The 17386-nt window shown below is 63.9% G+C and carries 17 protein-coding genes; 15 read left to right on the top strand and 2 right to left on the bottom strand.

The window, feature by feature from the left end:
* Positions 1-327: 327 nt before the first annotated feature.
* Positions 328-1044: a carbonic anhydrase gene (locus tag JVX91_RS05900; protein WP_205338421.1), complete on the top strand. Its 717-nt coding sequence runs from the start codon at positions 328-330 to the stop codon at positions 1042-1044.
* Between the two features lie 193 nt (positions 1045-1237).
* Entirely contained in the window at positions 1238-2773 is a 1536-nt protein-coding gene (locus tag JVX91_RS05895) for a SulP family inorganic anion transporter (RefSeq protein WP_205338420.1), read from the top strand.
* Between the two features lie 3 nt (positions 2774-2776).
* Here the strand turns inward: JVX91_RS05895 and JVX91_RS05890 are convergent, their stop codons facing one another.
* Positions 2777-3421 carry a hypothetical protein gene (locus JVX91_RS05890; RefSeq protein WP_205338419.1) on the bottom strand — a complete coding sequence of 215 codons (645 nt, stop codon included), beginning with the start codon at positions 3419-3421 and terminating at the stop codon, positions 2777-2779.
* Positions 3422-3840: 419 nt separating this feature from the next.
* Here JVX91_RS05890 and coxB point away from each other — a divergent pair, with 419 nt between their 5' ends.
* From coxB to JVX91_RS05870, 4 genes are all read left to right on the top strand, one after another.
* Positions 3841-4965 (top strand): cytochrome c oxidase subunit II, encoded by a 1125-nt coding sequence (gene coxB / locus JVX91_RS05885; protein ID WP_205338418.1) that lies wholly within the window; start codon positions 3841-3843, stop codon positions 4963-4965.
* Between the two features lie 10 nt (positions 4966-4975).
* The gene (ctaD, locus tag JVX91_RS05880; RefSeq protein ID WP_024763722.1) at positions 4976-6571 is read left to right on the top strand and encodes a cytochrome c oxidase subunit I; all 1596 of its coding nucleotides are present in this window, start codon (positions 4976-4978) and stop codon (positions 6569-6571) included.
* 83 nt (positions 6572-6654) lie between these two features.
* On the top strand, positions 6655-7212 hold the full coding sequence (locus tag JVX91_RS05875) for a cytochrome c oxidase assembly protein (protein WP_169935228.1): 558 nt from the start codon (positions 6655-6657) through the stop codon (positions 7210-7212).
* A gap of 163 nt (positions 7213-7375) precedes the next feature.
* The gene (locus JVX91_RS05870) at positions 7376-8263 is read left to right on the top strand and encodes a cytochrome c oxidase subunit 3 (RefSeq protein WP_205338417.1); all 888 of its coding nucleotides are present in this window, start codon (positions 7376-7378) and stop codon (positions 8261-8263) included.
* 194 nt (positions 8264-8457) lie between these two features.
* Here JVX91_RS05870 and JVX91_RS05865 read toward each other — a convergent pair whose 3' ends face one another.
* A complete protein-coding gene (locus JVX91_RS05865; protein WP_037011706.1) occupies positions 8458-8667 on the bottom strand; it encodes a twin transmembrane helix small protein in 210 nt (69 codons plus the stop codon).
* Between the two features lie 44 nt (positions 8668-8711).
* Between JVX91_RS05865 and JVX91_RS05860 the strand changes: the two genes are divergently transcribed.
* The 9 genes from JVX91_RS05860 to JVX91_RS05820 all read left to right on the top strand — a co-directional run bounded on the left by JVX91_RS05860 (position 8712) and on the right by JVX91_RS05820 (position 17381).
* A complete protein-coding gene (locus JVX91_RS05860) occupies positions 8712-9476 on the top strand; it encodes an SURF1 family protein (RefSeq protein ID WP_205338416.1) in 765 nt (254 codons plus the stop codon).
* Positions 9454-10017, top strand: coding sequence for a hypothetical protein (locus JVX91_RS05855; protein WP_205338415.1), 564 nt, complete (start codon positions 9454-9456; stop codon positions 10015-10017). The genes JVX91_RS05860 and JVX91_RS05855 overlap by 23 nt, the downstream gene beginning before the upstream one ends.
* Before the next feature lie 187 nt (positions 10018-10204).
* A complete protein-coding gene (locus JVX91_RS05850) occupies positions 10205-11278 on the top strand; it encodes a COX15/CtaA family protein (RefSeq protein ID WP_205338414.1) in 1074 nt (357 codons plus the stop codon).
* A 75-nt stretch (positions 11279-11353) separates the two neighbouring features.
* On the top strand, positions 11354-12256 hold the full coding sequence (gene cyoE, locus JVX91_RS05845) for a heme o synthase (RefSeq protein WP_054907495.1): 903 nt from the start codon (positions 11354-11356) through the stop codon (positions 12254-12256).
* Positions 12257-12373: 117 nt separating this feature from the next.
* Complete coding sequence (locus JVX91_RS05840) at positions 12374-13009, top strand: SCO family protein (RefSeq protein WP_205338413.1); 636 nt, start codon at positions 12374-12376, stop codon at positions 13007-13009.
* A 629-nt stretch (positions 13010-13638) separates the two neighbouring features.
* Positions 13639-14757 carry a Re/Si-specific NAD(P)(+) transhydrogenase subunit alpha gene (locus JVX91_RS05835; protein WP_054907497.1) on the top strand — a complete coding sequence of 373 codons (1119 nt, stop codon included), beginning with the start codon at positions 13639-13641 and terminating at the stop codon, positions 14755-14757.
* 61 nt (positions 14758-14818) lie between these two features.
* Positions 14819-15133, top strand: coding sequence for an NAD(P) transhydrogenase subunit alpha (locus JVX91_RS05830; RefSeq protein WP_015474896.1), 315 nt, complete (start codon positions 14819-14821; stop codon positions 15131-15133).
* Position 15134: 1 nt separating this feature from the next.
* Positions 15135-16571, top strand: a complete 1437-nt coding sequence (locus tag JVX91_RS05825) for an NAD(P)(+) transhydrogenase (Re/Si-specific) subunit beta (protein WP_205338412.1) — start codon at positions 15135-15137, stop codon at positions 16569-16571.
* 117 nt (positions 16572-16688) lie between these two features.
* Positions 16689-17381 carry a hypothetical protein gene (locus JVX91_RS05820; protein WP_205338411.1) on the top strand — a complete coding sequence of 231 codons (693 nt, stop codon included), beginning with the start codon at positions 16689-16691 and terminating at the stop codon, positions 17379-17381.
* Positions 17382-17386 lie beyond the last annotated feature (5 nt).

Below are 17386 nucleotides of genomic sequence, written 5' to 3'. Positions count from 1 at the left end.
GTAGGCCCGATGGTCCGGGTCTGACAGCAATCGCCACGAATAATGTCACATTGCCGGCAGCGAAAATATACGCATCATCACACTAGCACCGTGACATTCCATCGCCATGATAGCTTGTCGATATCATCTTGAAATGTCGGCGAAACATCATGCAAAAGCTCATTCCAGAGCGGTTTTTTAATTTTGGTTTAATCTTGATTGTCTAGGGTTTGAGCGGAAGTGACCGGCCAGTCACTGCAGTTTTTTTTCGCACGCCTGTGTCTTTTCTCCCTAGGGAGAACGTCGGCTGACGTGGGAAAATTCTTTGTCATTTTTCGAGGCGGATACATGAACGACAAAACGCACGGTGAAGATCTGGCCCACGAAAGCGCTGACGAGGCGCTGCGCCGTATCGTCGAGGGCTTTCGCCAGTTCCGTCACGACGTCTTCCCGCAGCAGGAAGAACTGTTCAAGAAGCTGGCCCATGCGCAGAACCCACGCGCCATGTTCATTACCTGCGCCGATTCGCGCATCGTTCCGGAGCTGATCACCCAGAGCTCGCCGGGCGACCTGTTCGTCACCCGTAACGTCGGCAACGTCGTTCCACCCTATGGCCAGATGAACGGCGGCGTCTCCACCGCCATCGAATTCGCGGTCATGGCCCTGGGCGTGCAGCACATCATCGTCTGCGGCCACTCCGACTGCGGCGCGATGAAGGCAGTGCTGGCTCCGCAGACGCTGGAAGGCATGCCGACGGTGAAAGCCTGGCTGCGCCACGCCGAAGTGGCCCGCACCGTGGTCGCCCAGACCTGCGGTTGCGCCACCCAGGAGCACCTTGGGGTGCTCACCGAGGAGAACGTGGTTGCCCAACTCGACCACCTGAAAACCCACCCGTCCGTGGCCGCGCGCCTGGCGTCCGGCCAGCTGTTCATCCATGGCTGGGTGTACGACATCGAGACCAGCGCCATCAAGGCCTACGACGCCCAGGAAGGCCGCTTCCGCGCCCTCGACGGCGAAGGCCCGACGCCCAGCGCCACCCCGCGCCCGCGCTACTCCCCCCAATAAGCTTCTGATACCAGCGAGTTCCCAGGGCGCGGCGCCCCACCAGAACAATCGCCGCGCCCTTCATCTGCTTGATCCTGCCTGAGGCGCACGCTTCCACCGCGTTCGCCACTTCCTTGAATTGCGCGTGTCGATGCGGTCGAGACCGGCGTCGTGGGCTTTCGCGCGCCCGAAAAATGCTCAGGAGAACAGCGCCATGTCGGCTCCCCACTCTGTTCCATCCGGATTTTCCCAGCTACGCCACGTGCTGCCGCGCGACCTGCTCGCGTCGGGGGTGGTCTTCCTCGTCGCCCTGCCGCTGTGCATGGGCATCGCCATCGCCTCCGGCATGCCGCCGGCCAAGGGTTTGGTGACCGGCATCATCGGCGGCCTGGTCGTCGGCTTTCTCGCCGGCTCGCCGCTGCAAGTGAGCGGCCCGGCAGCGGGACTCGCCGTGCTGGTTTTCGAACTGGTGCGCGCCCATGGCATGGCCATGCTCGGGCCGATCCTGCTGCTGGCCGGCGCGCTGCAATTGTTGGCCGGAAGGCTGCGCCTGGGCTGCTGGTTCCGCGTCACTTCACCTGCCGTGGTCTACGGCATGCTCGCCGGCATCGGCATTCTCATCGTGCTGTCACAGGTTCACGTGATGCTCGATCTCAAGCCACAGGCATCCGGGCTGGATAACCTGCTGGCCTTCCCCGCGGCATTGCTATCCGAGGCCAGCGGCTTCGATGCGGCGCTACTCGGGCTGGGCACCATGGCCTGCATGGCGCTGTGGGACCGCTTCAAACCGGGCCGGCTGCGCATGCTGCCCGGCGCCCTGATTGGCGTGAGCCTGGCGACGCTGGCGAGCATCTCCCTGCAACTCGATGTGCTGCGCGTGAGCGTGCCGCAGAACCTCGGCGATGCCATCGACTGGCTGCGCCCGGAGGATCTTGGCGCCCTGCTCGACCCGACGCTGCTGCTGGCCGCCGTGGTAGTGGCCTTTATCGCCAGCGCTGAGACGCTGCTCTCGGCCGCCGCGGTGGACCGCATGCACACCGGCCCGCGCTCGGACATGGACCGCGAGCTGAGCGCCCAGGGCGTGGGCAACATGCTCTGTGGCCTGGTCGGCGCGCTGCCGATGACCGGGGTGATCGTGCGCAGCTCGGCCAACGTGCAGGCCGGCGCGCGCAGCCGCGCCTCGGCGATATTCCATGGGCTGTGGCTGCTGGGTTTCGTCGTGCTGCTGGGCGGGCTGCTGCGGCAGATTCCCATCGCCAGCCTGGCGGGCGTACTGGTCTACACGGGCATCAAGCTGGTGGACCTGAAAGCGCTGCGCTCGCTGGGGCGTTATGGGCGGATGCCGGTGCTGGTGCATGCCGCGACCGCGCTGGCCATCGCCGCCACCGACCTGCTGACCGGCGTGCTGCTGGGGTTTGCGCTGACGGTATTAAAGCTGGTGTTCAAGGCCGCACGGCTGAAGATCAACCTGCGCTATGACGAGACGGGCAACGGCGCCGAGCTGCGCCTGGTCGGTGCGGCGACCTTCCTCAAGGTACCGGCGCTTTCCAAGGCCTTGCAGTCGGTGAAACCGGGCACGCATCTGCGCGTGCCGCTGCAGCACCTGAGCTACATCGACCACGCGTGCATGGAGCTGCTGGAAGACTGGGGCCGAACCGCCGCGGCCAGCGATTGCCGGTTGTCCATCGAGGGCAACGGCCTGCGCCGCCGGGTGGAAGGCCGGGTACGCGCGCTGCAGGGTGCGAGCTGAGGCTCAGTCGCGGCCCAGCTCCAGTTCGACGCCGAACTGCCGCGACAGGCACGGCCACTGCTGCCAGGCCATCACCACCTGCGGGTCGTTGAGGCGCGCGCGGTAGCTGAGCGCGGACTCGGCGCTGAAGGTGCTGTCGTCGAGCATGCCGTTGACCGCATGGTGCACCGCTTCATCCAGCTGGTTGGCGAAGGGTTCGCCGATCAGCTGGTGCGCCACCAGGTTGGCCACCGTGGTGTCCAGCGGAATCAGCGGCTGGTTGAAATGGGCGATGTAGCGGTCGTTCACTTCCTCCACCAGGCGGTGGGCGAGGTAGGACTCGTCCAGCAGCGCGTCCAGGCCGTCGTGGCCGTCGAGCAGTGCCGGCGGCGTGAGGAAGAACTGCTCGGCGAGCTTGAGCACCGGCTTGATGCGGTCCTCGATACCGGCCGCGCGGGCCACCGCGTTGGCGGCGTCGAGGAAGTCCGGCACCTGTTCGATGTAGGCGTGCACGAAGCGCGTCAGCGTACCGCTGGGGTCCTCGCCAGCCAGGGCGATACTCGGGTGCAGACTTTGCAGTTGGCTCTGGATCAGGCGGGCGAGATGGCCGTGGCGGGATTCGAGCAGATGGGCATTCCGGATCAGCTCACGCAGTGCAGCGGTGTTCATGACGGCTCCAAGACAGCGGGTTTTGGAAATGAAGAAAGACCTTAGCCGGTGGCAGGGCGCAGCTAAGACGCGATTGTCATATTCATGAACTGGTTATGCCGGCACGGCATATCAGACGGCCATTATGGTACTCCAAACCCGCGCCGTCCGTGGCTTTGAGATCACACTTCGGTCTTTGAAAACGGTTTTTTACTCTGCGTTGTTATGTCGCAACCCATGGCTATACTCCCGTTCGACACACCGAAAACCTGATGGACCCGGCCTGCCCTGTGTGCGCCGAGGTGAAGACGGTCAAAGTTAAGTTGTCTTGGCGGTCCCTCCCTTGGCCGTTGGCTTGTTCAGGCTCGAACCCTCTGGAATGGGGTTCATAGCCGGGGCGCAATGCCGGCGGGATAAAAACAACGATAAGGGGAACCCGAATGCTGCGACATCCACGAGTCTGGATGGGCTTCCTTTTGCTCTTGGCTTTCAGTCAGGCAAACGCCGCCTGGACGGTCAACATGGCCCCCGGTGCGACGGAAGTCAGTCGTAATGTCTTCGATCTGCACATGACGATCTTCTGGATCTGTGTCGTCATTGGCATCGTCGTCTTTGGCGCGATGTTCTGGTCGATGATCGTCCACCGTCGGTCCACCGGGCAGCAGCCCGCGCATTTCCACGAAAGCACCACGGTGGAAATCCTCTGGACCGTCATTCCCTTCCTGATCCTGGTGGTGATGGCCGTTCCGGCCACCAAGACGCTGATCCACATGTACGACACCTCGGAGCCCGAGTTGGACGTGCAGGTCACCGGCTACCAGTGGAAGTGGCAGTACAAGTACCTGGGCCAGGACGTGGAGTTCTTCTCCAACCTCGCCACGCGCCAGGACCAGATCCACAACAAGGCCGACAAGGACGAGCACTACCTCCTCGAGGTGGACAACCCGCTGGTGCTGCCAGCCGGGGTCAAGGTGCGCTTCCTCGTCACGTCCAGCGACGTGATCCACTCCTGGTGGGTACCGGCCTTCGCGGTCAAGCGCGATGCCATTCCCGGCTTCGTCAACGAAGCCTGGACCAAGGTCGACCAACCCGGCGTCTACCGCGGCCAGTGCGCCGAACTGTGCGGCAAGGACCACGGCTTCATGCCCATCGTCGTCGACGTCAAATCCAAGCCGGACTTCGACAAGTGGCTGGCCGAGCGCAAGGAAGAGGCCGCCAAGCTCAAGGAGCTGACCAGCAAGGAGTGGACGAAGGAAGAGCTGGTCGCCCGTGGCGACAAGGTCTACCACACCGTCTGCGCCGCCTGTCACCAGCCCGAAGGCCAGGGCATGCCGCCGATGTTCCCGGCGCTCAAGGGTTCGAAGATCGTCACCGGGCCCAAGGAGCACCACCTGGAGACTGTCTTCAACGGCGTGAGCGGCACCGCGATGGCGGCCTTCGGCAAGCAGCTCTCGGAAGTGGATATCGCTTCGGTGATCACCTACGAGCGCAACGCCTGGGGCAACAACGACGGCGACATGGTGACCCCGCAAGAAGTGGTCGCCTACAAGCAGAAACAACAATAAGGAGGCCGCGATGAGTACAGTGATCGATCACCCCGACCATTCTCACGCCGGCGACCACCACCACGGCCCCGCCAAGGGCCTGATGCGCTGGGTACTGACCACCAACCACAAGGACATCGGCACGCTGTACCTGTGGTTCAGCTTCTGCGCCTTCCTGCTCGGCGGCTCCTTCGCCATGGTGATCCGCGCCGAACTGTTCCAGCCGGGCCTGCAGATCGTCGAGCCGGCGTTCTTCAACCAGATGACCACCATGCACGGCCTGGTGATGGTCTTCGGCGCGGTGATGCCGGCCTTCGTCGGTTTGGCCAACTGGATGGTGCCGCTGATGATCGGCGCGCCGGACATGGCCCTGCCACGGATGAACAACTTCAGCTTCTGGCTGCTGCCGGCGGCCTTCGGACTGCTGGTGAGCACCCTGTTCATGCCCGGCGGCGGCCCGAACTTCGGCTGGACCTTCTACGCGCCGCTCTCTACGACCTTCGCGCCGCACAGCGTGACCTTCTTCATCTTCGCCATCCACCTGATGGGCATGAGTTCGATCATGGGCGCGATCAACGTGATCGCCACCATCCTCAACCTGCGCGCGCCGGGCATGACGCTGATGAAGATGCCGCTGTTCGTCTGGACCTGGCTGATCACCGCGTTCCTGCTGATCGCGGTGATGCCGGTGCTAGCGGGTTGCGTGACCATGATGCTGATGGACATCCACTTCGGCACCAGCTTCTTCAGCGCGGCCGGCGGCGGCGACCCGGTGCTGTTCCAGCACGTGTTCTGGTTCTTCGGCCACCCCGAGGTGTACATCATGATCCTGCCGGCGTTCGGCGCCGTCAGCTCGATCATCCCGGCCTTCAGCCGCAAGCCGCTGTTCGGCTACACCTCGATGGTCTACGCCACCGCGTCGATCGCCTTCCTGTCCTTCGTCGTGTGGGCGCACCACATGTTCGTGGTCGGCATCCCGCTGGTGGGCGAGCTGTTCTTCATGTACGCGACCATGCTGATCGCCGTGCCCACCGGGGTGAAGGTGTTCAACTGGGCGTCGACCATGTGGCAGGGCTCGCTGACCTTCGAGACGCCGATGCTGTTCGCCGTGGCCTTCGTCATCCTGTTCACCATCGGCGGTTTCTCCGGCCTGATGCTGGCCATCGCGCCTGCGGACTTCCAGTACCAGGACACCTACTTCGTGGTGGCGCACTTCCACTACGTGCTGGTGCCCGGCGCGATCTTCGGCATCTTCGCCTCGGCCTACTACTGGCTGCCGAAATGGACCGGCCACATGTACGACGAGACCCTGGGCAAGCTGCACTTCTGGATGAGCTTCATCGGCATGAACCTGGCGTTCTTCCCGATGCACTTCGTCGGCCTGGCCGGCATGCCGCGGCGGATTCCGGACTACAACCTGCAGTTCGCCGACTTCAACATGGTCTCGTCCATTGGCGCCTTCATGTTCGGCACCACGCAGCTGCTGTTCCTGTTCATCGTCATCAAGTGCATTCGCGGCGGCCCGGCAGCACCGGCCAAACCCTGGGATGGCGCCGAAGGCCTGGAGTGGACGATTCCCTCGCCCGCGCCGTACCACACCTTCACCACCCCGCCCGAGGTGAAATGACGGGTCTTGCGTAGGAGCGGACTCCGTCCGCGATCGGCTCCCGCCACCAGCGGAGCCCGCCCCTGCGAAACGAGGACGACGAGATGAGCGACGGCAACATCGAAACGCGCAAGCTGGTAACCCGGCTGGTCATTGCCGTGGTCGCCATGTTCGCCTTCGGCTTCGCCCTGGTGCCGCTGTACGACGTGATGTGCAAGGCGCTGGGCATCAACGGCAAGACCTCCGGCACCGCCTACCAGGGCGACGGCCAGGTGGTCGATCAGTCGCGCGAGGTGAAGATCCAGTTCGTCGCCAACAACAACATCGACATGGTCTGGGAATTCCACCCCGAGTCAGAGCAGTTGGTGGTGCATCCGGGTGCGGTGAACCAGATGCTGTTCGTGGCTCGCAATCCCACCGACAAGCCGATGACCGCCCAGGCGATCCCGAGCATCGCGCCGTCGGTGGCGGCCACCTACTTCCACAAGACCGAATGCTTCTGCTTCACCCAGCAGGTGCTGCAGCCGGGCGAGCGCATCGAGATGCCGGTGCGTTTCATCGTCGACCGCGACCTGCCCAAGGATGTGCGTCACCTGACGCTTGCTTACACGCTGTTCGACATCACTGCCCGCAAGCCGCCCGTGGCCAGTAACGAGCGCTGAGAAGTCGGTGGATGATCGTGCGAGCTAGAGTGAGGCAAGGCGGAACCGGCCGAGGAGCCGGAGTTTACGAGCTGTAAATGAGGACTCCGAGGCCGGTTCCAACGCAGCCTCACCGACGCGCAGTAGATCAGCAACCGACTTCTGGGCAAGGAGAACAAGAACAATGGCAACCCACGATCCCTATTACGTCCCCGCGCAGAGCAAGTGGCCGATCATCGCCACCGTCGGCATGCTGGTGACGCTGTTCGGCGTCGGCACCTGGATGAACGACATGAGCGCCGGCCATGAGAAGTCCCACGGTCCGTGGATCTTCTTCGCTGGCGGTCTGATCCTCGCCTACATGCTGTTCGGCTGGTTCGGCAACGTCATCCAGGAAAGCCGCGGCGGGCTCTACAGCCCGCAGATGGACCGCTCGTTCCGCTGGGGCATGAGCTGGTTCATCTTCTCCGAGGTGATGTTCTTCGCCGCCTTCTTCGGCGCGCTGTTCTACGTGCGCCACTTCGTCAACCCGTGGCTGGGCGGCGAAGGCCACCACGGCATCTCGCACATGCTCTGGCCGCAGTTCGAAACCGGCTGGCCGCAGCTCAGCAACCCGGACAACAAACTCTTCCCGCCGCCCAAGGAAGTGATCGATCCGTGGAAGCTGCCGCTGATCAACACCCTGCTGCTGGTCACCTCCAGCTTCACCGTGACCTTCGCCCACCATGCGCTGAAGAAGAACCATCGCGGCCCGCTGAAGATGTGGCTGGCGCTGACCGTGGCGCTGGGCGCGTGCTTCCTGGTGCTGCAGGCCTACGAGTATCACGAAGCCTATAGCGAGCTGGGCCTGACCCTGGGCTCGGGCATCTACGGCGCGACCTTCTTCATGCTCACCGGCTTCCACGGTGCCCACGTGACCATCGGCGCGATCATGCTGAGCATCATGCTGATCCGCATCATTCGCGGGCACTTCGACGCCGACAAGCACTTCGGTTTCGAAGCGGCCAGCTGGTACTGGCACTTCGTCGACGTGGTATGGATCGGGCTGTTCATCTTCGTTTACGTGCTGTGAGGGAACCAGGCTCGCGGCTAGTTCAAGAACCCCTCTCCCCAAGGGAGAGGGGACAGTTTGGCGCAGGGTGAAAACGTAGCGTCAATCGGAACGGGCTGCCCCCTCTCCCTGAGGGAGAGGGCTGGGGTGAGGGGGAAACACAGGCACGGCGGTTTCAGAAGGAGACGATTGCTCCTGCCCAGAGCAATGCGGGATCAGAAATGCCAGGGTGCGGAGCTGCCGAGTTGGCCGCTGAAGAAGCCCCAGGCGATGAGAGCGAGAGTCAGGGCGGTGAGGGTGACACGCACGGTCAGCGCATTGACCACCCGTGAACCGTGGCCCTCGTCCTTGACCAGGAAGAACAGGCCACTGAACAGACTGACGACGGTCGCCAGCAACAACAGAACGATCGCAGCTTTGAGCACTACCGGCCTCCTGTCCGCAGGGGACTGGGGTTGAGGGGGATGTCTTGCAGTATAGCCACCACGCTACTGAGCACCGTCAAGGCCGCGCCACGCGCGCCTTCCGGCCCGGCATCGCGCCAACCCTGGTGGTCCTCGCGCTGCTGCCGGTGCTGATCGGCCTGGGTTTCTGGCAACTCTCCCGCGCCGCCGAAAAGCGCACCCTCCTCGTCGCCGCCGAAGTGCAGCGCCAGCAGGACCCGATCAGCATCGCCGAACTCGAACGCCAGCCGCCGCGCAGCTACGTCCGCGTGCGCCTGCAGGGCCAGCTCGACGCCGAACATACCGCCCTGCTCGACAACCGCACCCGCAACGGTCAGGCCGGCGTCGAGGTTCTGCAACCCTTCTTCGATCGCGTCGGTCACCAATGGCTGCTGGTCAACCGTGGCTGGGTGCCGTGGCCAGACCGCCGCGTGCCACCGAAGATCGACACGCCCACTCATGACCTGCTGCTGGATGCCTGGACCTACGTCCCGCCGCCCGCAGCCCCGATCGCGCCGGTCGCCGGCTGGCCGCGCCTGATCACCCAGGTCGACGCGCCCTTCCTCTGGGACCAGCTCGGCCGCGAAGGGCAAGCAATGGAAATCCGCCTGGAACCAGGCGACGCCGCATTCGACACCGACTGGCCGATCGTCGCCATGCCCCCGGAGCGCCACGTCGGCTACGCCGTGCAGTGGTTCGCCCTGGCCATCGCGCTCTCCGGCCTCTACCTCTACCTCGGCATCCGTCGCGCACGGGAGACCTTCGACCATGACCGCCATGACTCTGTCTGACTCCACCGCCCGCCGCCGTGGGCGCGTGCAACTGCTGCTGATCCTCGGCATGGTGCTGGGGCCGATGCTGCTCGCCACCGCTATGTACAAACTGCAATTCTGGGTGCCGGAAGGCCGCAGTTACAGCGGTGACCTGATCGCCACCGGGCAGACCCCCGCGGACCTCGGCGTACAGGCGGACAAGTCGAGCGAGCATTGGCAACTGTTGGTCACCGCACCGGAAACCTGCACCGCCGACTGCCAGCAACTGGTCTACCTGGCCCGTCAGATCAATATCGGCCTGGGCCGCGAAGCCAGCCGCGCCGAACACGCCCTCGCCTTCGCCAAGCCGCTGCCCGCCGAGTTCACCGGCCTGCTCGACAAGGACTATCCGCGCCTGCAGCGCCTGGGCCTGACGCCCAACCAGCACACCGGCGCCCAGCCGCAGCTGTGGATCGTCGACCCCCACGGCAACCTGGTGCTGCGCTACGACGCCAAGGCCAACGGCAAGTCGATCCTCAAGGACCTGCAGCTGCTGCTGAAGCTGTCCAACATCGGTTAAGAACCTGTTTACGATCTCGCGAGCTAGAGCAGAACAAGGCAAAAGCGGGCTAAAAAAGCGGAGTTTACGCGGCGTAAATGAGCATTTTTTAGCCCGCTTTTAACGCAGTTATGCCGACGCGCAGCAGATCGTAAACAGGTTCTAAGAGCTCGCCAGCCCCAGACAACAACAAGATCGGGAGCGACGCATGATCCAGGCAAGACGCAAACCCGCCTTCTACCTCGCCGTGCTGGCCACGGCGCTGGCCTTCGTGGTCATCCTGCTGGGCGCCTACACCCGCCTGACCCACGCCGGCCTCGGCTGTCCGGACTGGCCCGGCTGCTATGGCTTCGTCCACGTGCCGCTGAACGAAGCACAACTGGCCCACGCCGAAATGCATTTCCCCGACTCGCCAGTGGAAGCGCAGAAAGGCTGGAACGAGATGATCCACCGTTATTTCGCCGGCAGCCTCGGCCTGCTGATCCTCGGGCTGGCAGTGCACGCACTGGTGCGTCGTGGCCGCGACGGCCAACCGGTGCGTTTGCCACTGCTACTGCTCGCCGTGGTGATCGCCCAGGCCGCATTCGGCATGTGGACGGTCACCCTCAAGCTCTGGCCGCAAGTCGTCACCGCGCACCTGCTGGGCGGTTTCACCACGCTGTCGCTGCTGTTCCTGCTCAGCCTGCGCCTTTCCGGCGCCTTCGCCCCGCTGCAGTTGCCGTCGAAGCTGCGCGCACTGGCCGCTATCGCACTGCTGATGGTGATCGGGCAGATCGCCCTCGGTGGCTGGGTCAGCAGCAACTACGCCGCGGTGGCCTGCATCGACCTGCCGATGTGCCACGGCGAGTGGTGGCCGAACATGGACTTCGCCAACGGCTTCCACCTCACCCAGCACATCGGCCCCAACTACCTGGGCGGCCAACTCGACAGCGACGCCCGCACGGCCATCCACATGACCCACCGCATGGGCGCGCTGTGCGTGACCGCGGTGATCCTGCTGCTGGCCTGGAACCTCCAGCGCCACGGCCTGATCGGCATCACCGCGCTGATGCTGCTGGGCCTGTCCTTCCAGATCGGCCTGGGTATCAGCAATGTGCTGCTGCACCTGCCACTGCCGGTGGCAGTCGCGCATAACGGCGGCGGCGCCTTCCTGCTGCTGATGCTGGTGCTGGTGAACTACCGGGTACGTGCCCCCGCGACCAAGCACGTTGAGCTGCCCGCCAGCAACCCGATCGCCCTGGACGCCCTGGATCGTCCGGTGGCCTATCCCTCGCAGGGATGACTTTGCACGCTTGAGTACGACGGCCGGCCGGCGCCGAGGCGCGCCGGTCCCCATTCACCCGATGGAGAAATACCCATGGCCAGCGTCATCAGCACTTCCAGCCAAGCCAGCTGGCGCGACCTGCTCGAACTGACCAAACCCAAGGTCGTGCTGCTCATGCTGATCACCTCGCTGATCGGCATGCTGCTCGCCACCAAGGCCGGCGTGCCCTGGCAGGTACTGGTATTCGGCAACCTCGGCATCGGCCTGTGCGCCGGCGGCGCGGCGGCGGTGAACCACGTGGTGGACCGGCGCATCGACTCGATCATGGCGCGCACCCACAAGCGCCCGCTGGCCGAAGGCCGAGTCTCGCCGCCCATCGCTCTGGGCTTCGCCATGCTGCTGTCGGTGGCCGGGATGGCGGTGTTGCTGGTGTTCACCAACGCCCTGACCGCCTGGCTGACGCTCGCCTCACTGCTGGGCTACGCGGCGCTCTACACCGGCTTTCTCAAGCGCGCCACGCCGCAGAACATCGTCATCGGCGGCCTCGCCGGCGCCGCCCCGCCGCTGCTGGGCTGGGTCGCGGTAACCGGGCAGGTCTCGGCCGAACCGCTGCTGCTGGTGCTGATCATCTTCGCCTGGACACCGCCGCACTTCTGGGCGCTGTGCCTGCACCGCAAGGACGAGTACGCCAAGGCCGACATCCCGATGCTGCCGGTGACCCATGGCGAGCACTACACCAAGCTGCACATCCTGCTCTACACCCTGGTGCTGTTCGCCGTGACGCTGATGCCCTTCGCCATCCACATGGCCGGGCTGGTCTACCTGTTCGCCGCGCTGGCCCTGGGCGCGCGCTTCCTCGACTGGGCCTGGGCGCTCTACTGCGGCAGCCGACCCCATGCGGCGATCAAGACCTTCAAGTACTCTATCGCCTACCTGTTCCTGCTGTTCATCGCGCTGCTGGTGGACCATTACCTGCCGCTGCACCTGAACTACTGAGGGTTCGCGAGCAATAACCAGGCGCCCCCTCGCTCCTGCAAGGTGCTTTTCTGTAGGAGCGAGCTTGCTCGCGAACCTCTCTGCTTCATTCCAGACGTCCCGACCCACGAGTACCCCATGACCCGAGTCAACAAGACCGTCTTCATCCTCGTCGCCATCGTCGCCGTGATCCTCGGCCTCACTGTCCAGAAGGTGCTCAACCAGCGCCACCAGCTCGATCCGACCGTGTTGCTCGACGCCGGCATCGTGATTCTGCCGCAGACCCGCAGCGTCCCCGACCTGACCTTCACCGACCAGGACAGCCAGCCGTTCCAGACCGCCAGCCTGAAGGACAAGTGGTCCCTGCTGTTCTTCGGCTACACCTTCTGCCCGGACGTCTGCCCCACCACCCTGGCGCAACTGCGCGAGCTGCAGACCAAGCTGCCGCCAGAAGTGGCGAAGAACCTGCAGGTGGTGTTCGTCAGCGTCGACCCGCATCGCGATACCGCGCCGCGCATCAAGGAGTACCTCGGCTTCTTCAATGCCGGCTTCAAGGGCATCACCGGCTCGGAAGAGAACGTGCAGAAGCTGGCCAACGCCATGAGCATTCCCTACATCCCGGCGGACACCAGCAAGCCCAACTACACCGTCGACCACAGCGGCAACCTGGTGCTGATCGGCCCGGACGGCACCCAACACGGCTTCATCCGCGCGCCGCTGCACAACGACAAGCTCGCGGCCCAACTACCCAGCGTGATCAGCGCCGGCAACTGATCCCCGCGACACCGTGTCTCACCCCGGACGGCCACCCGATTGAGGTGGCCGTTGTTTTTTCTGCGTCATTCGTCCCTGAACCGGACAAACACGAACTTTCTGCTAAACCTCATCTCATGGCTCTGGCACGGTGTAATACGCGGTCTTGAAGCTTCCGGATGATTTTCCTGACCCCGTAGTCAATGTAAAAAATCTGCTACAGAAAGTCAGGCATCAGGAATGACTCATACTCCATATTAGAAACATTAATTAACACCTATGCCTGAGCCTGTTGCAGGATTACCGGGCCTTTCGGTGGGCATGGGGAGCCTCTGATGGGTGGTCATTCACGGCGAGGATGACATTTCCGTCCGGTCACAATAGGCAATTAGGCTAAACGCCAGGGTCCACGCGGCCTCGGTGGCGACCGGAAAACCACGGGTCCGAACGTGACTTGTAGTTATCGCTTCGTACCACTCCAGAACTTCTTGATGCCCTCCAGGTTCGATTGCACAATGCCGCGGCCACCGGGTCACAGCCCGGACAGAGAATCAGCTCCTAGAACAAAAAAATAGACCGTTGCCAGTTCAAAACCCGGGTCGCCAACGTAGTAGCCCGGACAATCCCAGGATCACGCAGGAGATTTGCGAGTGCAGATCGGTGTACCCCTCGAGACCCAAGCCGGTGAGACGCGGGTCGCAGCAACGCCGGAGACGGTCAAGAAACTGATCGGGCAAGGCCATCAGGTGGTCATCCAGAGTGGTGCGGGCGTTAGCGCCAGCCAGCCGGATGCCGCCTACGAAGCCGTTGGCGCGAAGATCGGCACTGCCGCCGATGCGCTCGGCGCGGAACTGGTGCTGAAGGTTGTCGCGCCCAGCGAAAGCGAGCTGGCGCAGATGAAATCCGGCGCCGTGCTGCTCGGCATGCTCAATCCGTTCAACAACGAGAACATCGCCCGCATGGCCGAACGCGGTATCACCGCCTTCGCCCTGGAAGCCGCGCCGCGTACTTCCCGCGCGCAGAGCCTGGACGTGCTCTCCTCCCAGGCCAACATCGCCGGCTACAAGGCCGTGTTGCTCGCCGCCCACCACTATCCGCGCTTCATGCCCATGCTGATGACCGCCGCCGGCACCGTTAAGGCTGCCCGCGTGCTGATCCTCGGCGCCGGCGTTGCCGGCCTGCAGGCCATCGCCACGGCCAAGCGCCTGGGTGCGGTGATCGAGGCCTCGGACGTTCGTCCGGCGGTGAAGGAGCAGATCGAGTCCCTGGGCGCCAAGTTCGTCGACGTGCCCTACGAGACCGATGAAGAGCGCGAGTGCGCCGAAGGCGTCGGCGGTTACGCCCGCCCGATGCCGGCCTCGTGGATGGAACGCCAGGCCAAGGCCGTGCACGAACGCGCCAAGCAGTCGGACATCGTCATCACCACCGCGCTGATTCCGGGCCGCAAGGCACCGACCCTGCTGCACGAAGCGACCGTCGCGGAAATGAAGCCAGGCTCGGTGGTCATCGACCTCGCGGCATCGCAAGGCGGCAACTGCCCGCTGACCGAAGCCGACCAGGTGGTGGTCAAGAATGGCGTGACCATCGTCGGCCTGAGCAACCTGGCCGCGCTGGTACCGGCAGATGCCTCCGCACTCTACGCACGCAACCTGCTCGACTTCCTCAAGCTCACCCTGACCGCCGAAGGCTTCACGGTGAACATGGAAGACGACATCGTCGCCGCGTGCCTGATGTGCCGTGACGGCCAGATCGTGCGCAAGAACGGCTGAGCCCTTCTTATATAAGAACGCGCCGGACCCCGCGTCCGGCCCTGAAGACCGGTGAGAAACTATGGAAGACATGCTGATCTCCCACGGCATCTACAACCTGATCATCTTCGTGCTGGCCATCTACGTCGGCTACCACGTGGTCTGGAACGTCACCCCTGCCCTGCACACCCCGCTGATGGCGGTGACCAATGCCATTTCGGCAATCGTGATCGTCGGCGCCATGCTGGCCGCCGCCCTGACCGTCACCCCGCTGGGCAAAGCCATGGGCACCCTGGCCGTGGCCCTGGCTGCAGTGAATGTGTTCGGTGGCTTCCTGGTCACCCGCCGCATGCTGGAAATGTTCAAGAAGAAAGCGCCGAAGGCGGAGAAGCACTGACATGAGCATGAACCTCGTCACCCTCCTCTACCTCATCGCCTCGGTCTGCTTCATCCAGGCCCTCAAAGGCCTGTCGCATCCGACCACTTCGCGCCGCGGTAATCTGTTCGGCATGATCGGCATGGGCATCGCGGTACTCACTACCGTGGCCCTGGTGTTCAAGATCAGCACCGAGATCGCCACCACCGGCATCGTCTACGTGATCGTCGGCCTGCTGATCGGCGGCACCGCTGGTTCGATCATGGCCAAGCGCGTCGAGATGACCAAGATGCCGGAACTGGTCGCCTTCATGCACAGCATGATCGGCCTGGCCGCCGTGTTCATCGCCATCGCCGCTGTGGTCGAGCCGCAATCCCTGGGCATCGTGCAGAACCTGGGCGACACCATCCCGGCCGGTAACCGCCTGGAGCTGTTCCTCGGCGCGGCCATCGGTGCCATCACCTTCTCCGGATCGGTGATCGCCTTCGGCAAGCTGTCGGGCAAGTACAAGTTCCGTCTGTTCCAGGGCGCCCCGGTACAGTTCACCGGCCAGCACATGCTCAACCTGGTGCTGGGCCTGACCACCCTGGGCCTGGGCCTGCTGTTCATGTTCACCGGCAACCTGACCGCCTTCGTCGTGATGCTGGCCCTGGCCTTCATCCTCGGCGTGCTGATCATCATCCCGATCGGCGGCGCGGACATGCCGGTAGTCGTGTCGATGCTGAACTCCTACTCCGGCTGGGCCGCGGCAGGTATCGGCTTCTCGCTGAACAACTCGATGCTGATCATCGCCGGCTCGCTGGTGGGCTCCTCGGGCGCGATCCTCTCCTACATCATGTGCAAGGCGATGAACCGCTCGTTCTTCAACGTCATCCTCGGCGGCTTCGGCGCCGAAGCGGACGCTGGCGGCCCGGCCGGTGCCAAGGAAGCCCGCCCGGTGAAATCCGGTTCGGCCGACGACGCCTCGTTCCTGCTGACCAACGCCGACAGCGTGATCATCGTCCCCGGCTACGGCCTGGCGGTGGCCCGTGCCCAGCACGCGCTGATGGAACTGGCCGAGAAGCTGACCCATCGCGGCGTCAACGTGAAGTTCGCCATCCACCCGGTTGCCGGTCGTATGCCGGGCCACATGAACGTCCTGCTGGCCGAGGCCGAAGTGCCTTACGAGCAGGTGTTCGAGATGGAAGACATCAACTCCGAGTTCGGCCAGACCGACGTGGTACTGGTACTGGGCGCCAACGACGTGGTGAACCCGGCCGCGAAGAACGATCCGAAGTCGCCGATCGCCGGCATGCCGATCCTCGAGGCCTACAAAGCCAAGACCGTGATCGTCAACAAGCGCTCGATGGCCAGCGGTTACGCCGGCCTGGACAACGAACTGTTCTACCTGGACAAGACCATGATGGTCTTCGGCGACGCCAAGAAAGTCATCGAAGACATGGTCAAGGCCGTCGAATAACGTCAATCCTCGCCCTACAAGACACCGGCCTCGCGCCGGTGTCCTTGTTTTTGGCTCCATGATGGCCTGATTGCCCCCAACATGTTTAGATAACGCCGCTGGCGCCTCCGGGAGGGGATGCGCCAGACACGCGGTGCCGTGAGGGCGCGCGCGTCGACCTACAACAAGAAAGCCAAAGAAGTCACGATGACAACTACCAGCCCTTCGCTGCGACAGAATGTTCCGGGCAATGTCCTCTTCCTGCTCGCCGCCCTGGCCTACATGACCTTCCATGCCCTGGGCTGCTTCTTCATCGAGGCAGACAGCTACATCTACTTCCGGGTCGCCGAGAACATTGCTTACGGTTTCGGCTACGCCTTCAGCATCGGCGACACTCCGATCTTATCCGGCAGCGGCCCCCTCTGGCAGTACCTGCTCGTGCTGGGAGTGTCGCTGGGATGCAATGTGGTGGTGCTGGCCAAGGCAATGGGCCTGATGTTCGGGCTGGGCACACTGTTCGTCTTCTATCGCGTCGCCCGACCACTTTCCACGCCGGTGACGGCGGGGGGCCTGGCAATAGCCTGCGTGCCCCGGCCACATGCGGACGGCTGGCTCAGCGCACTGGCATTCGCCCGTCGGGAAGCTTTCATCAGCGTCGGCGTCCTGTACGTCCTGCTGAGCGGCCGTCGTACACTCGCAGTCCCCACCCTGGTACTGGGCACCCTGACCTACGGCGGGTACCTCGTCTTCCGGCCACTACGGCTGAGCCTGCAATTCTTTCCCATACCCGCCGCGCGAAAGTCGCGGCGGGAACCCCGACCGTCCCGATGACACGG

This window comes from Pseudomonas sp. PDNC002 (genome assembly GCF_016919445.1).
Taxonomy (GTDB): Bacteria; Pseudomonadota; Gammaproteobacteria; order Pseudomonadales; family Pseudomonadaceae; genus Pseudomonas.
The sequence above is the reverse complement of the archived record's forward strand: the minus strand, read 5'-3'. Positions and strand labels throughout refer to the sequence as shown.